Source organism: Enterobacter cloacae complex sp. IR5422, assembly GCF_049238165.1.
GTDB classification, from domain to species: domain Bacteria; phylum Pseudomonadota; class Gammaproteobacteria; order Enterobacterales; family Enterobacteriaceae; genus Enterobacter; species Enterobacter roggenkampii.
Window position 1 is genome coordinate 150,023 of sequence record NZ_JBMKHT010000002.1, and the last position, 15,708, is coordinate 165,730.

The window sequence follows — 15,708 nt, forward strand, 5'->3', positions numbered from 1 at the left end:
CCTGGGCCTGATTATCGATTGTTTTGTGCTGAGCCCTGATTGCGTTTAGACGCATCCGGAACCAGACGATAAAAGGTTTCGCCCGGCTTAGTCATACTGAGTTCATTGCGTGCGCGTTCCTCAATCGCCTCTTGCCCGCCATTGAGGTCATCAATTTCAGCGAAGAGTTGATCGTTTCGCGCCTTAAGTTTGGCGTTTGTTGCCTGCTGAGCTGCGACGTCATCGCTCACCCGGCTATAGTCGTGCAGTCCGTTCTTACCGAACCACAGCGAATATTGCAGCCAGATTAGCAAAGCCAGCAACAGCAGCGTTAGTTTACCCATCCTGCCCCCTGAAAAACGGCATCATCATCCCAAGACTTCCCCAGAGCACTACGCCGGGGTAACAGAGATGCCGCAACATCGCGGGCAAATGTACCACATTTTTTCCGCAGAATCGTCCTGCTCAATATCGTTACACAGTTGGTTACGGTTTGAATTATGGCTGAAGTTAGCCCATGAGCCACAAAAATAACAGACCAAACATCAGCACCACCGTCACAATCGTGACCACGGTACTGTACAGGAGCTTGCCGTTGAGCAGCGAGTGAAGCGCAATGCCGACGACAACCGCCACGGGCATCAGCGCCAGAAAGAAAGGCCAGGTGTAGAGAAAGAAGAACAGCGTGTTGCCGCCGTAGATAAGAAACGGGATACCCAGCGCCAGCAACCATGAGACGAAGCCAATGATGGCCCCAGGAAATGACCAGGTCGTTTCGTCGTCGGTCGCAAGCGGCTCCGACCCGGTGGTGGTGATGTAATGTTCACTGTTGCGCATAGCTAGTCCTGTGACCGTGACTCATCGTTCGGGAAGACAGCTCCCGAACGATACCGTCTCAGGATCTGATAATATCGTCCCGTCTGAGCAGGTCTAATAATTGGCTTACTAAATTTGTTACCAATTGTTGACCCTCCAGGTGAATTTCTGGCGATTCAGGCGCTTCGTAGACCGCGTCAATGCCGGTGAAGTTGCGCAGTTCTCCGGCACGCGCTTTTTTGTACAGCCCTTTCGGGTCGCGCGCTTCGCAAACCTCCAGCGGCGTATCCACAAACACTTCGATAAAGCGATCCTGACCGACCCGTTCGCGCACCATCTGGCGCTCGGCGCGGTGTGGAGAGATAAATGCGGTCAGCACCACCAGCCCGGCGTCGGCCATCAGGCTGGCGACCTCCCCGACCCGACGGATGTTCTCTTTGCGGTCGTCGTCGCTGAACCCTAAATCGCTGCACAGGCCATGGCGCACGTTGTCGCCATCCAGCAGGTACGTGCTTACGCCCTGCTGATGCAATGCCTCTTCCAGCGCGCCCGCCACCGTCGATTTACCCGAGCCGGACAGCCCGGTAAACCACAGCACAACTCCACGGTGACCGTGGAGCTGTTCGCGCTGGGCGACGGTGACCGGATGAGGATGCCAGACGACGTTCTCATCATGGGCAGCCATTACTTGCCTCCCAGCAGATCGCGCGCGCCCCAGTGCGGGAAGTGCTTACGCACCAGCGCGTTCAGCTCCAGCTCAAAGGCGCTGAATTCTGAAGCTGCGGACGCCTGTTCGTTTGGCTCACGGACCATCCCCGCGCCGACGGTGACGTTCGTCAGGCGGTCAATAAAGATAAGCCCGCCCGTCACCGGATTTTGCTGATACGGATCCAGCACCAGCGGTTCGTCAAAGGTCAGATCGACCAGACCAATACCGTTCAGCGGCAGCTCGGTGACCTCGCGCTGGGTCAGGTTGTTGATGTCCACCTGGAACTGAATACCGTCCACGCGGGCGCGGGTCTTCTTGCCGGCGATTTTGATGTCGTAGCTCTGGCCCGGCGTCAGCGGTTGCTCCGCCATCCACACCACATCCACGGAAGCCCCCTGCACGGCGGCCAGCGTTTCCCGGGCATCCACCAGAAGATCGCCCCGGCTGATATCAATCTCGTCTTTCAGCACCAGCGTAACCGCTTCACCGGCGCCTGCGTCCTGCAGGTCACCGTCGAAGGTGACGATGCGTGCGATGGTCGATTCCACGCCGGATGGCAGCACCTTGACGCGCTGACCGACCTTTACGGCGCCTGACGCAAGGGTGCCGGAGAAACCGCGGAAATCGAGGTTAGGACGGTTCACGTATTGCACCGGGAAGCGCATCGGCTGAGTGTCGACCACGCGCTGAATTTCAACCGTCTCCAGCACCTCCAGCAGCGTCGGGCCGCTGTACCACGGCATGTTCGCGCTCTGGGAGGCAACGTTATCCCCTTCCAGCGCCGAGAGCGGCACAAAGCGGATATCCAGGTTGCCCGGCAGCTGTTCGGCAAAGGTCAGGTAGCTCTGGCGGATCTCCTCGAACTTCTCTTCGCTGAAGTTCACCAGATCCATCTTGTTGACCGCCACCACCAGGTGTTTGATCCCCAGCAGCGTGGAGATAAAGCTGTGGCGACGGGTCTGATCCAGCACGCCTTTACGGGCGTCGATCAGCAGGATCGCCAGGTCACAGGTCGACGCGCCGGTCGCCATATTGCGGGTGTACTGTTCGTGCCCCGGGGTGTCGGCAATAATAAATTTGCGCTTCTCGGTAGAGAAATAGCGGTAGGCCACATCGATGGTGATGCCCTGCTCGCGCTCCGCCTGCAGGCCGTCAACCAGCAGCGCCAGATCCAGCTTTTCGCCCTGGGTACCGTGACGCTTACTGTCGTTATGCAGGGAGGAGAGCTGATCTTCATAAATCTGGCGCGTATCGTGCAGCAGGCGGCCAATCAGGGTACTTTTCCCGTCATCCACGCTGCCGCAGGTCAGAAAACGCAGCAGGCTTTTGTGTTGTTGCGCATGCAGATACGCTTCCACGCCGCCTTCGTTGGCAATTTGTTGAGCAATAGTGGTATTCATGGCGGCTCCTTAGAAATAACCCTGACGTTTCTTCAGCTCCATGGAGCCTGCCTGGTCGCGGTCAATCACGCGCCCCTGTCGCTCGCTGGTGGTCGACACCAGCATCTCTTCGATGATCTCCGGCAGCGTCTGGGCGTTGGATTCCACCGCGCCGGTCAGCGGCCAGCAGCCGAGGGTGCGGAAACGCACCATCTGTTTTTTGATCACTTCACCCGGCTGCAGGTCGATGCGATCGTCGTCGATCATCATCAGCATGCCGTCACGCTCCAGCACCGGGCGCTCGGCGGCCAGGTACAGCGGAACGATCTCGATGTTTTCCAGATAGATGTACTGCCAGATATCCAGCTCGGTCCAGTTGGAGAGCGGGAAGACGCGGATGCTTTCGCCCTTGTTAATCTGGCCGTTGTAGTTGTGCCACAGCTCCGGACGCTGGTTTTTGGGGTCCCAGCGGTGGAAGCGATCGCGGAAGGAGTAGATACGCTCTTTGGCGCGGGATTTCTCTTCGTCACGGCGCGCGCCGCCGAAGGCCGCATCAAAACCGTATTTATTCAGCGCCTGCTTCAGCCCTTCGGTCTTCATGATATCGGTGTGTTTGGCGCTGCCGTGCACGAACGGGTTAATGCCCATCGCCACCCCTTCCGGGTTTTTATGCACCAGCAGCTCGCAGCCGTAGGCTTTCGCGGTACGGTCGCGGAATTCGTACATCTCGCGGAATTTCCAGCCGGTGTCCACGTGCAGCAGCGGGAACGGCAGCGTGCCCGGATAAAACGCTTTACGCGCCAGATGCAGCATGACGCTGGAATCTTTACCGATGGAGTACATCATCACCGGGTTAGAAAACTCGGCGGCCACTTCGCGGATAATATGGATACTTTCCGCTTCGAGCTGCCGCAGGTGTGTAAGACGTTTTTGGTCCATAACCGTTCCTTAAGCCAAATTTACAACAGAAGAACCAAAGCCTTCTGTATCGGTTGTGTGCTGAAACCAGGCGAGCGTGCTGTGCAGCTGCACCACTTCCCCCACCACGATCAGGGCAGGCATCGGGGCATCTTTCGCCAGGGTTGCAAGGTCTTGAAGTGTGCCGACAGCAACATGCTGATCGACGCGCGTGCCGCGAGAAATGACGGCGACGGGGGTCGTCGCCTCGCGACCGTGCTGAATAAGCTGTTCGCTGATGTCCGCCGCCTTCATCGTGCCCATGTATATCGCCAGCGTCTGGCGGCTCTGGGCGAGATGCGACCAGTCGAACGGCGTGCTGTCCGCCTTGTAGTGGCCGGTCACAAAGGTGACGCTCTGGGCGTAATCGCGGTGGGTCAACGGGATACCGGCGTAGGCCGTTACCGCAGAAGCCGCCGTGATGCCGGGCACCACCTGGAACGGAACGCCCGCTTCGGATGCCGCCTGCAGCTCTTCGCCGCCGCGACCGAAAATGAACGGATCGCCCCCCTTCAGGCGCACTACGGTTTTGCCCGCTTTCGCGGCGTCAATTAGCATCTGGTTGGTGTCGTGCTGCGGCACCGAGTGTTCGCCCGCCCGTTTGCCGACGCAGATTTGCTCCGCGTCGCGACGGATCAGCTCGCGCACGCCGTCGGTGACCAGGTGGTCGTAGAACACCACGTCCGCATCCTGCAGCACCTGCAGGCCGCGCAGCGTCAGGAGCCCGGCATCGCCCGGCCCCGCGCCCACCAGAATGATCTCCCCGCCCGTACTGCCGGGGTTATCCAGTTCGTCCTCGAGGATTTTCTGCGCCGCTGTCTCATTACCGGCATGCATCAGGCTGGCAAAGCGGCCGCGAAACACGCGTTCCCAGAAGCGACGGCGTTCCGTCACGCTGGTCAGGCGGGTTTTCAAATGGTTGCGCCAGTAGCTGGCTTTCTCCGCCATGCGCCCGAGGCTGGTCGGCAGCAGCGCTTCGATTTTTTCCCGCAGCACGCGCGCCAGCACCGGTGCGGTACCGCCGGAGGAGATCGCCACCAGCAGCGGCGAGCGGTCAACGATCGACGGGAAAATAAACGAGCATAAAGGCTGGTCGTCCACCACGTTCACCAGGCGGTAACGGGCCTGAGCGGCGTCGGAGATACGCTGGTTCAGTTCACGATCTTCGGTCGCCGCAATTACCAGCACGACGCTGTCGATTTGTGACTCGTCGAAATCCGCCTCTTCAACGACTTTCACCTGGGCCCCTGCGCGCTGCAGAAACGCGATTTTGCGATCGGCGATTTCACCCGTGCCAACCACCAGCACCGGTTTCTCTTTAATCGCAGCAAATAAGGGCAGATAGTCCACAGGCAACAACTCACTAACAACGAGGAATAGAGGGACTATAGGGGGCGGCTTAGACCGAATGAAATTACGAATTGGAATGAGTAGTTACTCAATGGAATAACGCTGTGAAAAAGCTAATACCAAAAAGTGCTTAACGCGCGAAATTTCGGGCATTTAAGAACGATTCAAATTGTGTATGGACGATCACAGTTTCATACTAGGCGGGTTATTATTTTGCTCTGTTTTTAAGGACTCACTATGTTTTCCGCAACGCGCCACCGTATTGCTGCCCTGGCGCTCGGCGTTTGCTTTATTCTTCCTGCCCAGGCAAAAAACCAACCTTATGGTGAAATCGCCACTATGCAGGCGCGGCATATTGCCACCGTTTTCCCTGGCCGCATGACCGGATCGCCTGCGGAAATGCTCTCCGCGGACTATCTTCGCCAGCAGTTTGCCGACATGGGTTATCAGAGCGATATCCGGTCATTTCACAGCCGCTACGTCTATACCTCACGCAATAAAACGAAAAACTGGCATAACGTGACCGGCAGTACGGTGATTGCGGCCCACGAAGGCAGCGCAAAAGAGCAAATTATCATTATGGCGCACCTTGATACCTACGCCCCGATGAGTGACGCCGATACGGATAACAATCTTGGCGGGCTGACGCTGCAGGGCATGGACGACAATGCCGCAGGCCTCGGCGTGATGCTTGAACTGGCCGAGCGGATGAAAGATATTCCCACCCAATATGGCATTCGTTTTGTTGCCACCAGCGGTGAGGAAGAGGGCAAACTCGGCGCTGAGAATCTCCTTAAGCGTATGAGCGCTGAGGAGAAGAAAAATACGCTGCTGGTGATCAACCTCGACAACCTGATCGTCGGCGACAAGCTCTATTTCAACAGCGGGCAGAGTACGCCGGGTACCGTGCGGAAACTGACGCGCGACCGGGCGCTGGCGATAGCCCGCAGCCATGGGGTTTATGCCACCAGCAACCCCGGCGGTAACCCGGATTATCCGCGAGGCACAGGCTGCTGCAACGACGGGGAAGTGTTCGATAAGGCGGGCATTCCGGTGCTGTACGTGGAAGCGACGAACTGGGCGCTGGGCAAAAAAGATGGCTACCAGCAGCGGGCTAAATCGAAGGCCTTCCCGGACGGGACGAGCTGGCACAACGTGATGCTGGACAATCAGCAGCACATCGATCGCGCGCTGCCGCAGCGGATTGAGCACCGCAGTCGTGATGTGGTGAAGGTGATGCTGCCGCTGGTGAAGGAGCTGGCGAAAGCGGGGAAAGCCTGAGGCCGTTAAGCCCGGTGGCGGCTACGCCTTACCGGGCCTACATATGGAACGAGCCTTAGTAGGCCCGGTAAGCGCAGCGCCACCGGGCAAAAAGGTTATCACCCTTCGTGCAACCCGCACTCGCGCTTCAGCCCGAAGAATCGCGTCTCTTCTTCCGCCATGCCCGGTTCCCACTTACGCGTGGTGTGGGTATCGCCCACCGACAGATAGCCCTGGTCCCACAGCGGATGGTATTTCAGCCCGTGCTTTTGCAGGTACTGGTACACCGTCCGGTTATCCCAGTCGATAATCGGCAGCACTTTAAAGACCCCGCGCTGCACCGCCAGCACCGGTAAGGTTGCCCGGCTGCCGGACTGCTCACGGCGCAGGCCCGCGAACCACGTCTGGGCATTAAGCTCTTTCAGCGCCCGGTTCATCGGCTCGACCTTGTTGATCTCATTGTATTTCTCAATGCCCTCAACGCCCTGCTCCCACAGCTTGCCGTAGCGCGCCTCCTGCCAGGCCGCGCTTTCCGTCGCGCGGTAGACCTTGAGGTTCAGCCTGAGCTTGTCCGTCAGCTCGTCAATAAACTGATAGGTTTCCGGGAACAGGTAGCCGGTATCGGTGAGGATCACCGGAATGTCCGGACGGATCTGATTCACCAGATGCAAACTGACCGCCGCCTGAATACCAAAGCTTGACGAGAGCACATAGTCTCCCGGCAGGTTTTCCAGCGCCCACGCCACGCGCCCTTCAGCGTCCAGCTTTTCAAGGTGGGCATTGGTTTCTGCCAGCGCCAGAATGCGTTCGACTTTTGGCAGGTCATTAAGGGCGTTTAGATCGAGTACGGACATAATTACCTCTCGTGTTTACTCCCAGAAATCCCTGGCGGGATCGAGCACCGGGCGAATGATGCCCGCACGCACCGTAAAGTCGCCGAAGCCTTCACCCGCTTCGCGCTCTTTCGCCCAGCGCCCGACAAGCTCGTCGATGGAATCAAGAATTTCCGGCTCGGTGATGTTCTCGCGGAACATACGCGGAATGCGCGTGCCGATACGGTTACCGCCCAGGTGCAGGTTGTAGCGCCCCGGCGCTTTCCCCACCAGCCCCAGTTCGGCCAGCATCGCGCGACCGCAACCGTTCGGGCAGCCCGTCACGCGCATAACAATATGCTCGTCCGGAATGCCGTGTTTTTCCAGAATCGCTTCTACCTTGTCAGTGAATGACGGCAGGAAACGTTCCGCTTCGGCCATCGCCAGCGGGCAGGTCGGGAACGACACGCAGGCCATTGAGTTTTCACGCTGCGGCTTCACCGCATCCATCAACCCATGTTCGCGCGCCAGCTTCTCGATCTTCGCCTTCTGGCTTTCCGGCACGCCGGCAATGATCAGGTTCTGGTTAGCGGTGATGCGGAACTCGCCCTTATGGATCTTCGCAATTTCCAGCAGACCGGTTTTCAGCGGACGCCCCGGATAATCCAGAATACGGCCGTTTTCGATAAACAGCGTCAGGTGCCATTTATTGTCGATACCCTTCACCCAGCCAATGCGATCGCCGCGACCGGTGAATTCGTAAGGGCGGATCGGCTCAAACTTGATGCCCGCGCGACGCTCCACTTCCGCTTTGAACGTCTCGACGCCCACGCGCTCCAGGGTGTATTTGGTTTTCGCGTTTTTACGGTCGGTACGGTTGCCCCAGTCGCGCTGGGTCGTCACCACCGCTTCCGCCACGGCCAGCGTATGCTCCAGCGGCAGGAAGCCGAACTCGCTGGCGGTACGGGCGTAGGTTTTCTTGTTACCGTGTTCGATGGACAGGCCGCCGCCCACCAGCAGGTTAAAGCCGACCAGCTTGCCGTTTTCGGCAATCGCCACGAAGTTCATGTCGTTGGCGTGCAGGTCGATATCGTTCTGCGGCGGGATCACCACCGTGGTTTTAAACTTACGCGGCAGGTAGGTCTGGCCAAGGATCGGCTCTTCGTCGGTGGTGGCGACTTTTTCCTGATCGAGCCAGATCTCTGCATAGGCGCGCGTGCGCGGCAGCAGGTGCTCGGAGATCTTCTTCGCCCACTCGTACGCTTCGGCATGCAGCTCGGACTCATACGGGTTCGAGGTGCAGAGCACGTTACGGTTCATGTCGTTGGCGGTCGCCAGCGCGTCCAGCCCAACGGAGTGCAGCATCTGGTGCACCGGCTTGACGTTCTTCTTCAGAATGCCGTGGAACTGGAAGGTCTGACGGTTAGTCAGACGGATGCTGCCGTAGATCGTGTTTTCACCGGCAAACTTGTCGATCGCCTGCCACTGTTTGGTGGTAATCACCCCACCCGGCAGACGGCAGCGCAGCAGCATCGCGTGACGCGGCTCCAGCTTCTGCTCTGCACGCTCGGCGCGGATGTCGCGGTCGTCCTGCTGGTACATGCCGTGGAAACGGATCAGCAGGAAGTTGTCGCCTTTGAAACCGCCGGTGAGACCGTCATTCAGATCTTCAGCAATGGTGCCACGCAGATAGTTGCTTTCCAGCTTCATGCGCTCGGCGTCTGTCAGTTTACCTTCGACCACCAGTGGCCCTGGATGTTTTTCGCTCATTAGTAGACATCTCGCTGATAACGGCGCTCAACGCGCAGCTCACTTAAAAATTCATCCGCCGCTTCGGCATCCATACCGCCGAATTCGGCAATCACTTCCAGCAAAGTCTGCTCAACGTCTTTCGCCATGCGATTGGCGTCGCCGCAGACATAAATGTGGGCACCGTCATTGATCCAGCGCCACAGCTCTGCGCCCTGTTCGCGCAGTTTGTCTTGTACGTATACTTTTTCTTTCTGGTCGCGGGACCAGGCCAGATCGATGCGGGTCAGTACGCCTTCTTTCACATAGCGCTGCCACTCCACCTGGTAGAGGAAATCTTCCGTAAAGTGCGGGTTGCCGAAGAACAGCCAGTTTTTACCCGGTGCGCCATCCGCCGCACGCTGCTGCATGAAGGCGCGGAACGGCGCAATGCCGGTGCCCGGGCCAATCATAATGACCGGCGTTTCCGGGTTTGCCGGCAGGCGGAAGTTATCGTTGTGCTCGATAAAGACGCGCACTTCGCCCTCTTCTTCCACGCGGTCAGCCAGGAAGCCCGATGCTCCACCCGTGCGGGCGCGGCCTTCGATGTCGTAGCGCACCACGCCGACGGTAATATGCACTTCACTCTCCACTTCAGCCTGGGAAGAGGCAATGGAGTACAGGCGTGGTGTCAGCGGACGCAGCAGGCCGATCAGCGCATCGGCATCCAGCTGAGCCGGAGAGAAGCGCACCATATCGACAATCGGCGTCGTCGCGGCGTAATGCTGCAGCTTCGCCTTGTCGCCCACCAGCGGCAGCAGGGATTCGCTGCGCGTTAAGGTGGCATAATTTTCGACGATATTCGGGGTATTCACCGTCAGCTCAAAATGCCACTGCAACGCTTCAGAAAGCGGCTGCGTTTTGCCGTCAACGGTGACGGGCTCGTCGCCTTTCAGCCACAGCAGCTCAACCAGCTCTTTCACCAGCGCCGGATCGTTCTGATACCAGACGCCCAACGCATCGCCAGGCTGATAGCGCAGGCCCGAGTCGCCGAGATCGATTTCGATATGGCGAACGTCTTTTTCGGAATCGCGGCCGGTAATTTTCTGGTTCACCGACAGGCTCGCCGCCAGCGGCGCCTCTTTGGTGTACGGGCTGGTGTGGATGTCGTTAACAGCACCCGTCGCGGTGAACGCGGCCTGGGCTGACGTCGCTTTCGGCACGCGCGCTTTTAGCACGTCGACGATGCGGGCACGCCATTCAGCGGCGGCGGTCTGGTATTCGACATCTGCGTCAACGCGGTCCAGCAGGCGCTCTGCGCCCAGCTCCGCCAGCCTGCTGTCGAAGTCTTTGCCGGACTGGCAGAAGAATTCATAGGAGGTATCGCCCAGGCCAAAGACGGCAAACGCCGTGCCATCCAGCTTCGGCGCTTTTTTCGAGAACAGGAACTTATGCAGCGCCACCGCTTCTTCTGCGGGTTCACCTTCACCCTGCGTAGAAGCCACCACCACCAGCAGTTTTTCTGACGCGATTTGCTTAAATTTATAATCCCCGGCGTTGACCAGGTTCACGTTCAGCCTGGCGGCCAGCAGGTCGTCACGCAGCGCTTCGGCCACGCGACGGGCGTTACCCGTCTGCGAGGCGGAAATCAGGGTAATGGACGGAATTTCTACGGCCGTGGCCGGTGCACCCGCCACAGCGCCAGGCTGCTGATTGAGCATTCCCCAGAAATAACCGGAGACCCAGGCAAGCTGAGTGGGAGAAAAATCAGAGGTGGCAGCCTGAAGGCGCGCCAGCTGCTCCGGGTTCAGGGGAAGCAAGTTTGAAGGTGGGGCCTGTGTTGTCATGCGTCGTTATGTTCCAGTAGCCAAGCGGACTTTAAGCGAATAAATCCAAACTGAAGATAAGGTTAACGGCGAGGATAATAACAATTAAAGAAGGGATGGAAATAATAAATAACCAAATGGACTAACCTGTTTTGGTTGTCATGCTTAGCGATAAAACCGATTAAATAATTATTTGAAATATAAGAACAAATAGCGATAAACACCCCGTATACGAGGCGGTTGCCGCTCAGAGCCGTTTTAGTTAATGCTAAAAATTGTGCTTTCCGGTACTATGCGGCGGTTTTTTCCGCATTACTGAGAGCGATCATGTCCACCACACTGTTTAAAGATTTCACCTTCGAAGCCGCCCACCACCTTCCGCATGTCCCTGAAGGGCATAAATGTGGCCGTCTGCACGGGCATTCGTTCATGGTGCGTCTTGAGATCACCGGTGAAGTTGATCCGCATACCGGTTGGATCATGGATTTTGCCGAGCTGAAGGCGGCGTTTAAGCCGACCTACGATCGTCTGGATCACTACTACCTGAATGAGATCCCGGGCCTTGAAAACCCGACCAGCGAGGTGCTGGCAAAATGGATTTGGGATCAGATGAAACCGCGGGTACCGCTGCTGAGCGCGGTGATGATCAAAGAGACCTGTACGGCAGGCTGCATCTATCGCGGCGAGTGATGCTTGCCGGGTGCGGCTTCGCCTTACCCGGCCTACAAAAGCCTCGAAACCCAGGCCCGGTAAGCGCTCGCGCCACCGGGCTTTTTTTCAGGCGATATTCAGATACTTGTGCGTCTGCATCGACAGGCGCCAGTTGCGCGCAATACAGGTTTCAATGCACAGGCGCGTTGCATCGTCTTTCTGGCTGATAGGCTGCAGGGCAATGACCCGCTGCTTTTCGTCCGTCAGCGTGGCCAGCAGTTCATCCAGCGCTTCGATATCACGCACGCGCCCTACCGGGTGCTTAATCTCATCCGCGCGCTCCAGCGCCTGAGACAGCACGTCATACCCGCCGCGCATATTCACTTTTGGCGATACCGTCACCCAGGTGGTGTGCGAGCAGCGCACTTCATGGGTGCCGCTGGTTTCGATCTGGCAGCTGTAGCCGTTCTTTTCGAGCAGCTCGGTCAGCGGCGTCAGATCGTGGATGCAGGGTTCACCGCCGGTGATCACCACGTGACGCGCCGTCCAGCCCTGACGACCAATGATGGCGAGCAGATCTTCGGCACTGCCCGCGCCCCACTTATCGCTCTCTTTGGTTTTCGCCAGAATGCTAAACAGCGACACTTCCCGATCTGCGAGCTTATCCCACGTATGTTTGGTATCACACCAGGCACAGCCAACCGGGCATCCCTGTAAACGAATGAAAATAGCGGGAACGCCGGTAAAGTAACCCTCGCCTTGCAGGGTCTGGAACATCTCGTTAATCGGGTACTGCATAGTCATCTCAGTAAAGGGGATAAACGATAAGTATCGCAGATCCCCGCCGGATGGTCATGCTCCATCGGTGCTTTGCGCGTCAATCGCCGCCATAAACCGTTCGGTAATTTGCTGCGGACGGGTGATCGCGCCGCCGACCACCACCGTATGCGCGCCCAGCGCCAGACACCTGGCCGCACGCTCGGGGGTATCCACGTTGCCTTCGGCAACCACGGGCACCGTCACGGCGGCCAGCACCGCCTTCAGGAAGGCGCAGTCGTTTTCCGGAAGTGAATGGCCCGCCGTTTCCGCCGTGTAGCCGTAAAGCGTGGTGCCGACGCAGTCGAAGCCCAGCGCCTGCGCCGTCACGGCTTCCTCCACGGAGGAGATATCCGCCATCAGCAGCACCGCGGGATAACGTGCGCGGATGCGCGAGACCAGCGTTTCCAGAGATTCTCCGCCGGGACGTGGCCGCGCCGTCGCATCAAGCGCAATGATGTCCGGCGAGACGCTCATGAGCTCATCCACCTCCTTCATTGTCGCGGTGATAAACACCTCGCTTTCGGGATAATCCCGTTTGATGATGCCGATGACCGGCAAAGACACCTGCTGCTTAATGGCCTCAATATCGATCACGCTGTTAGCGCGAATAGCCGCGGCCCCACCCTGTGCCGCCGCCAGCGCCATTCTCGACATAATAAACGGGCTGTGCAGCGGTTCATTTTCCAGCGCCTGACAGGAGACGACCAGTTTTCCCTTCAGGGTATCCAGTACAGTTTTCATTACGATAAGATCTCTTCCACTTCGTTTTTGATAATCGTGACGTGCGGGCCATAAATGACCTGAACGCCGTTGCCGCGCACGATAACGCCGCGCGCCCCGGTGGCTTTCAGTGCCGACTCATTCACTTTGCTGCCGTCTTTAACCGTGACGCGAAGACGCGTGGCGCAGCAGTCCACCTCGTCCAGATTCTCTTTTCCGCCTAATCCGGCGATCACCGCGGCTGCGCGTTCGTTTTGCGGCAGACTGACCTCATCAGCCATCGCCTCCTTTTCCCGACCTGGCGTCGCGAAATCAAAGCGATTAATCAGATAGCGGAAGGTAAAGTAGTAAAGGAAGAACCACGGTACGCCGACCAGCGGAACGAACATCCAGTTGGTTTTGGCTTCTCCCTGCAAAATGCCGAACAGCACAAAGTCGATGAAACCGCCGGAGAAGGTTTGCCCGATGGTGATATGCAGCATGTGCGCGAGCATGAATGCCAGCCCGTCAAACAGCGCATGGATGACGTAGAGCACCGGCGCAATAAACAGGAACGAGAATTCGATAGGCTCGGTAATCCCGGTCAGGAACGAGGTTAACGCCGCAGAAAGCAGCAGCCCGGCAACGCGTTTTTTGTTCTCGGGTTTTGCCGTGTGGTACATCGCCAGGCACGCCCCGAGCAGGCCAAACATCATCGTAATAAAGCGCCCGGACATGAAGCGTGACGTGCCCTCATAGAAATGTTGCGTGTTCGGGTCAGCCAGCTGAGCGAAGAAGATCCGCTGCGTGCCTTCCACGAGGTGTCCGTTGACGATTTCACTCCCGCCAAGCGCGGTGGTCCAGAAAGGCAGATAGAAGATGTGGTGCAGACCGAACGGGCCCAGCATGCGTAAAATGAAGCCGTACAGCAAAGTGCCCAGATAGCCGGTCGCATCCACCAGCCCGCCGAGACCAAAAATCAGCTTCTGGAAATGCGGCCAGACCACGGTCATGAGCGCACCGACCAGTATCGCCGCCAGCGAGCTGATGATAGGAACAAAGCGCGAGCCGCCAAAAAAGCCCAGGAACTGCGGAAGTGCAATCTTGTTAAACCGATGATGGAGCGCGCAGGTTACCAGCCCAATCACCACGCCGCCAAAGACGCCGGTTTCCAGCGTCTGAATACCCAGCGTCATGCCCTGCCCCACCGCGCCCGGGTTCTCATGCGCCAGTTTGCCGGTGAGGATCAGCAGCGCGTTGATGGTGGCATTCATCACCAGAAACGCGAGAAGCGCCGCCAGCCCCGCCGTGCCCTTATCGCTTTTTGCCAGCCCGACGGCCACCCCAACGGCAAACAGCACCGAGAGGTTCGCAAACACGATGGATCCTGCGCTGCTCATGATGGTGAAAATGGCCTGCAGCCAGCTCACGTCTAAAAACGGATAGGCCGCCAGCGTATTGGGATTGGATAGCGCGCCGCCTATCCCCAGCAGCAGACCCGCCGCAGGCAGCACGGCAATCGGCAACATAAAGGATTTGCCAAAGCGCTGCGCTTTTTCAAACCATCCCCCTGAAGAAGCCCCACTGAATATTTGCATCATTTTTTCATCCCCCCATTAATAGATGAAAATTTTTACCATATTAATTTTAAATAGTGAAAATTATCATCAAAAACCAGGACGACGATCATACTTTTTCGAAATGACTGGCATCTTTCCCCCGCTTTCCGCCACACTAGTCGCAGAGAAACGCATTAAGGATCGAGCATGTCAGACCATGAAAACCTGCTGCTGAAGCTACGCCAGGAGGCTTCCGGGTACAGCCCAACACAACAAAAACTCGGTGAGTTTGTTCTCAGCGATCCTGCCCGGGTGCTCTACCTGACGATCACCGAACTGGCGCGCGAGAGCCACACCAGCGAGGCCAGCGTGACGCGTCTTTGCCGCACGCTGGGCTGCAAGGGCTATAACGAATTTAAAATGGCGCTTGCGCTGGATATTCAGCAGGGGCAGCCCGCGCGTCAGGCGGGGGATGAGATTGATAACGTCGTGGATGAGTCGGTGCAGGCTTTGCAGGACACCGCCAGGCTCCTTGACCGCACGCTGCTTGAAAAGGCCGCGCTGGCGCTGCATCAGGCGCAGTCGGTGCAGATTTATGGCGTTGCGGCCAGCGCGATCCTCGGGGAGTATCTGCACTACAAGCTGTTGCGGCTGGGCAAACCCGCACAGCTGTTTAGCGATATGCATCGCGCGGCAATGAATGCGACAACGCTTTCGTCAGAAACCCTGGTGGTGGCTATCTCCAGTTCCGGCTCAACGCGGGATCTACTCCACGTGGTGAAGCTTGCCCGCAAGCGCGGCGTTAAGGTTCTGGCACTCAGCAATACGCCTCGCAGCCCGCTGGCATCGATGAGCGATATGCAGCTGGTGGCCGCCAAGCCAGAGGGGCCGCTTAGCGCGGGCGCGCTCAATGCCAAAGTTGGGGTCATGCTGCTGGTCGAACTGCTGACCACGTCCATGATTGCGCTGGATGGCCGTTACGGCGACGTTAGCCAGCAAACAGCCAGCGCCACGCTTCCCCTTTTGCTCTGAAAATCATTCGCAGGCTAAATAAAATAGCCTGCGCTTAATGCCGCCTGATTTAAGGAAGGTGCGAATAAGTCCGAGATGTGAGATCATCGTGTTGTAACCTGAACCCAGAATGAGTAACCGGATGAGCCAGCA

General features: G+C 57.9%; 15 protein-coding genes. 3 read left to right on the forward strand and 12 right to left on the reverse strand.

Translation table 11 applies throughout. From position 1 onward, the window contains the following. Window positions 1–11: 11 nt before the first annotated feature. The 6 genes from ftsB to cysG form a co-directional block, all read right to left on the reverse strand. On the reverse strand, window positions 12–323 hold the full coding sequence (gene ftsB / locus ACOTXT_RS02305) for a cell division protein FtsB (RefSeq protein ID WP_008499609.1): 312 nt from the start codon (window positions 321–323) through the stop codon (window positions 12–14). A 166-nt stretch (window positions 324–489) separates the two neighbouring features. After that, window positions 490–816: a DUF3561 family protein gene (locus ACOTXT_RS02310; protein WP_008499610.1), complete on the reverse strand. Its 327-nt coding sequence runs from the start codon at window positions 814–816 to the stop codon at window positions 490–492. 58 nt (window positions 817–874) lie between these two features. Then, window positions 875–1,480, reverse strand: a complete 606-nt coding sequence (gene cysC / locus ACOTXT_RS02315; protein ID WP_021241908.1) for an adenylyl-sulfate kinase — start codon at window positions 1,478–1,480, stop codon at window positions 875–877. Continuing rightward, window positions 1,480–2,904, reverse strand: coding sequence for a sulfate adenylyltransferase subunit CysN (cysN, locus tag ACOTXT_RS02320; protein WP_049121049.1), 1,425 nt, complete (start codon window positions 2,902–2,904; stop codon window positions 1,480–1,482). Before cysN ends, cysC begins: the two co-directional genes overlap by 1 nt. Before the next feature lie 9 nt (window positions 2,905–2,913). Continuing rightward, window positions 2,914–3,822 (reverse strand): sulfate adenylyltransferase subunit CysD, encoded by a 909-nt coding sequence (gene cysD, locus ACOTXT_RS02325; protein WP_008499613.1) that lies wholly within the window; start codon window positions 3,820–3,822, stop codon window positions 2,914–2,916. A 9-nt stretch (window positions 3,823–3,831) separates the two neighbouring features. Next, the gene (gene cysG / locus ACOTXT_RS02330; protein WP_055321972.1) at window positions 3,832–5,190 is read right to left on the reverse strand and encodes a siroheme synthase CysG; all 1,359 of its coding nucleotides are present in this window, start codon (window positions 5,188–5,190) and stop codon (window positions 3,832–3,834) included. Between the two features lie 237 nt (window positions 5,191–5,427). Between cysG and ACOTXT_RS02335 the strand changes: the two genes are divergently transcribed. Then, the gene (locus tag ACOTXT_RS02335) at window positions 5,428–6,471 is read left to right on the forward strand and encodes an aminopeptidase (RefSeq protein ID WP_008499615.1); all 1,044 of its coding nucleotides are present in this window, start codon (window positions 5,428–5,430) and stop codon (window positions 6,469–6,471) included. 98 nt (window positions 6,472–6,569) lie between these two features. On the opposite strand, the gene cysH is transcribed toward ACOTXT_RS02335, so the two are convergent. From cysH to cysJ, 3 genes are read right to left on the reverse strand one after another with little or no spacing between them, the layout of a single operon-like run. Continuing rightward, the gene (gene cysH, locus ACOTXT_RS02340) at window positions 6,570–7,304 is read right to left on the reverse strand and encodes a phosphoadenosine phosphosulfate reductase (RefSeq protein WP_032675427.1); all 735 of its coding nucleotides are present in this window, start codon (window positions 7,302–7,304) and stop codon (window positions 6,570–6,572) included. A gap of 15 nt (window positions 7,305–7,319) precedes the next feature. Then, window positions 7,320–9,032 (reverse strand): assimilatory sulfite reductase (NADPH) hemoprotein subunit, encoded by a 1,713-nt coding sequence (gene cysI / locus ACOTXT_RS02345; protein ID WP_008499617.1) that lies wholly within the window; start codon window positions 9,030–9,032, stop codon window positions 7,320–7,322. Continuing rightward, window positions 9,032–10,837: an NADPH-dependent assimilatory sulfite reductase flavoprotein subunit gene (gene cysJ, locus ACOTXT_RS02350; protein WP_055321973.1), complete on the reverse strand. Its 1,806-nt coding sequence runs from the start codon at window positions 10,835–10,837 to the stop codon at window positions 9,032–9,034. Before cysJ ends, cysI begins: the two co-directional genes overlap by 1 nt. Before the next feature lie 306 nt (window positions 10,838–11,143). Between cysJ and queD the strand changes: the two genes are divergently transcribed. Continuing rightward, complete coding sequence (gene queD / locus ACOTXT_RS02355) at window positions 11,144–11,506, forward strand: 6-carboxytetrahydropterin synthase QueD (protein ID WP_023294450.1); 363 nt, start codon at window positions 11,144–11,146, stop codon at window positions 11,504–11,506. An 87-nt stretch (window positions 11,507–11,593) separates the two neighbouring features. Here queD and queE read toward each other — a convergent pair whose 3' ends face one another. From queE to ACOTXT_RS02370, 3 genes are read right to left on the reverse strand one after another with little or no spacing between them, the layout of a single operon-like run. Next, window positions 11,594–12,265 carry a 7-carboxy-7-deazaguanine synthase QueE gene (gene queE / locus ACOTXT_RS02360; protein ID WP_021241905.1) on the reverse strand — a complete coding sequence of 224 codons (672 nt, stop codon included), beginning with the start codon at window positions 12,263–12,265 and terminating at the stop codon, window positions 11,594–11,596. A 54-nt stretch (window positions 12,266–12,319) separates the two neighbouring features. Next, window positions 12,320–13,027 carry an N-acetylmannosamine-6-phosphate 2-epimerase gene (locus ACOTXT_RS02365; protein WP_055321974.1) on the reverse strand — a complete coding sequence of 236 codons (708 nt, stop codon included), beginning with the start codon at window positions 13,025–13,027 and terminating at the stop codon, window positions 12,320–12,322. Further along, window positions 13,027–14,586: a PTS transporter subunit EIIC gene (locus ACOTXT_RS02370; RefSeq protein WP_023294452.1), complete on the reverse strand. Its 1,560-nt coding sequence runs from the start codon at window positions 14,584–14,586 to the stop codon at window positions 13,027–13,029. The genes ACOTXT_RS02365 and ACOTXT_RS02370 overlap by 1 nt, the downstream gene beginning before the upstream one ends. Before the next feature lie 165 nt (window positions 14,587–14,751). Between ACOTXT_RS02370 and ACOTXT_RS02375 the strand changes: the two genes are divergently transcribed. After that, window positions 14,752–15,576, forward strand: a complete 825-nt coding sequence (locus ACOTXT_RS02375; protein ID WP_044597718.1) for a MurR/RpiR family transcriptional regulator — start codon at window positions 14,752–14,754, stop codon at window positions 15,574–15,576. The last annotated feature ends 132 nt before the right edge of the window (window positions 15,577–15,708 follow it).

Coding starts and splice junctions, on each gene's coding strand:
- ftsB (WP_008499609.1), bottom strand. CDS start 323: ATGGGTAAACTAACGCTGCTGTTGCTGGCTTTGCTAATCTGGCTGCAA.
- ACOTXT_RS02310 (WP_008499610.1), bottom strand. CDS start 816: ATGCGCAACAGTGAACATTACATCACCACCACCGGGTCGGAGCCGCTT.
- cysC (WP_021241908.1), bottom strand. CDS start 1,480: ATGGCTGCCCATGATGAGAACGTCGTCTGGCATCCTCATCCGGTCACC.
- cysN (WP_049121049.1), bottom strand. CDS start 2,904: ATGAATACCACTATTGCTCAACAAATTGCCAACGAAGGCGGCGTGGAA.
- cysD (WP_008499613.1), bottom strand. CDS start 3,822: ATGGACCAAAAACGTCTTACACACCTGCGGCAGCTCGAAGCGGAAAGT.
- ACOTXT_RS02335 (WP_008499615.1), top strand. CDS start 5,428: ATGTTTTCCGCAACGCGCCACCGTATTGCTGCCCTGGCGCTCGGCGTT.
- cysH (WP_032675427.1), bottom strand. CDS start 7,304: ATGTCCGTACTCGATCTAAACGCCCTTAATGACCTGCCAAAAGTCGAA.
- cysI (WP_008499617.1), bottom strand. CDS start 9,032: ATGAGCGAAAAACATCCAGGGCCACTGGTGGTCGAAGGTAAACTGACA.
- cysJ (WP_055321973.1), bottom strand. CDS start 10,837: ATGACAACACAGGCCCCACCTTCAAACTTGCTTCCCCTGAACCCGGAG.
- queD (WP_023294450.1), top strand. CDS start 11,144: ATGTCCACCACACTGTTTAAAGATTTCACCTTCGAAGCCGCCCACCAC.
- queE (WP_021241905.1), bottom strand. CDS start 12,265: ATGCAGTACCCGATTAACGAGATGTTCCAGACCCTGCAAGGCGAGGGT.
- ACOTXT_RS02365 (WP_055321974.1), bottom strand. CDS start 13,027: ATGAAAACTGTACTGGATACCCTGAAGGGAAAACTGGTCGTCTCCTGT.
- ACOTXT_RS02370 (WP_023294452.1), bottom strand. CDS start 14,586: ATGATGCAAATATTCAGTGGGGCTTCTTCAGGGGGATGGTTTGAAAAA.
- ACOTXT_RS02375 (WP_044597718.1), top strand. CDS start 14,752: ATGTCAGACCATGAAAACCTGCTGCTGAAGCTACGCCAGGAGGCTTCC.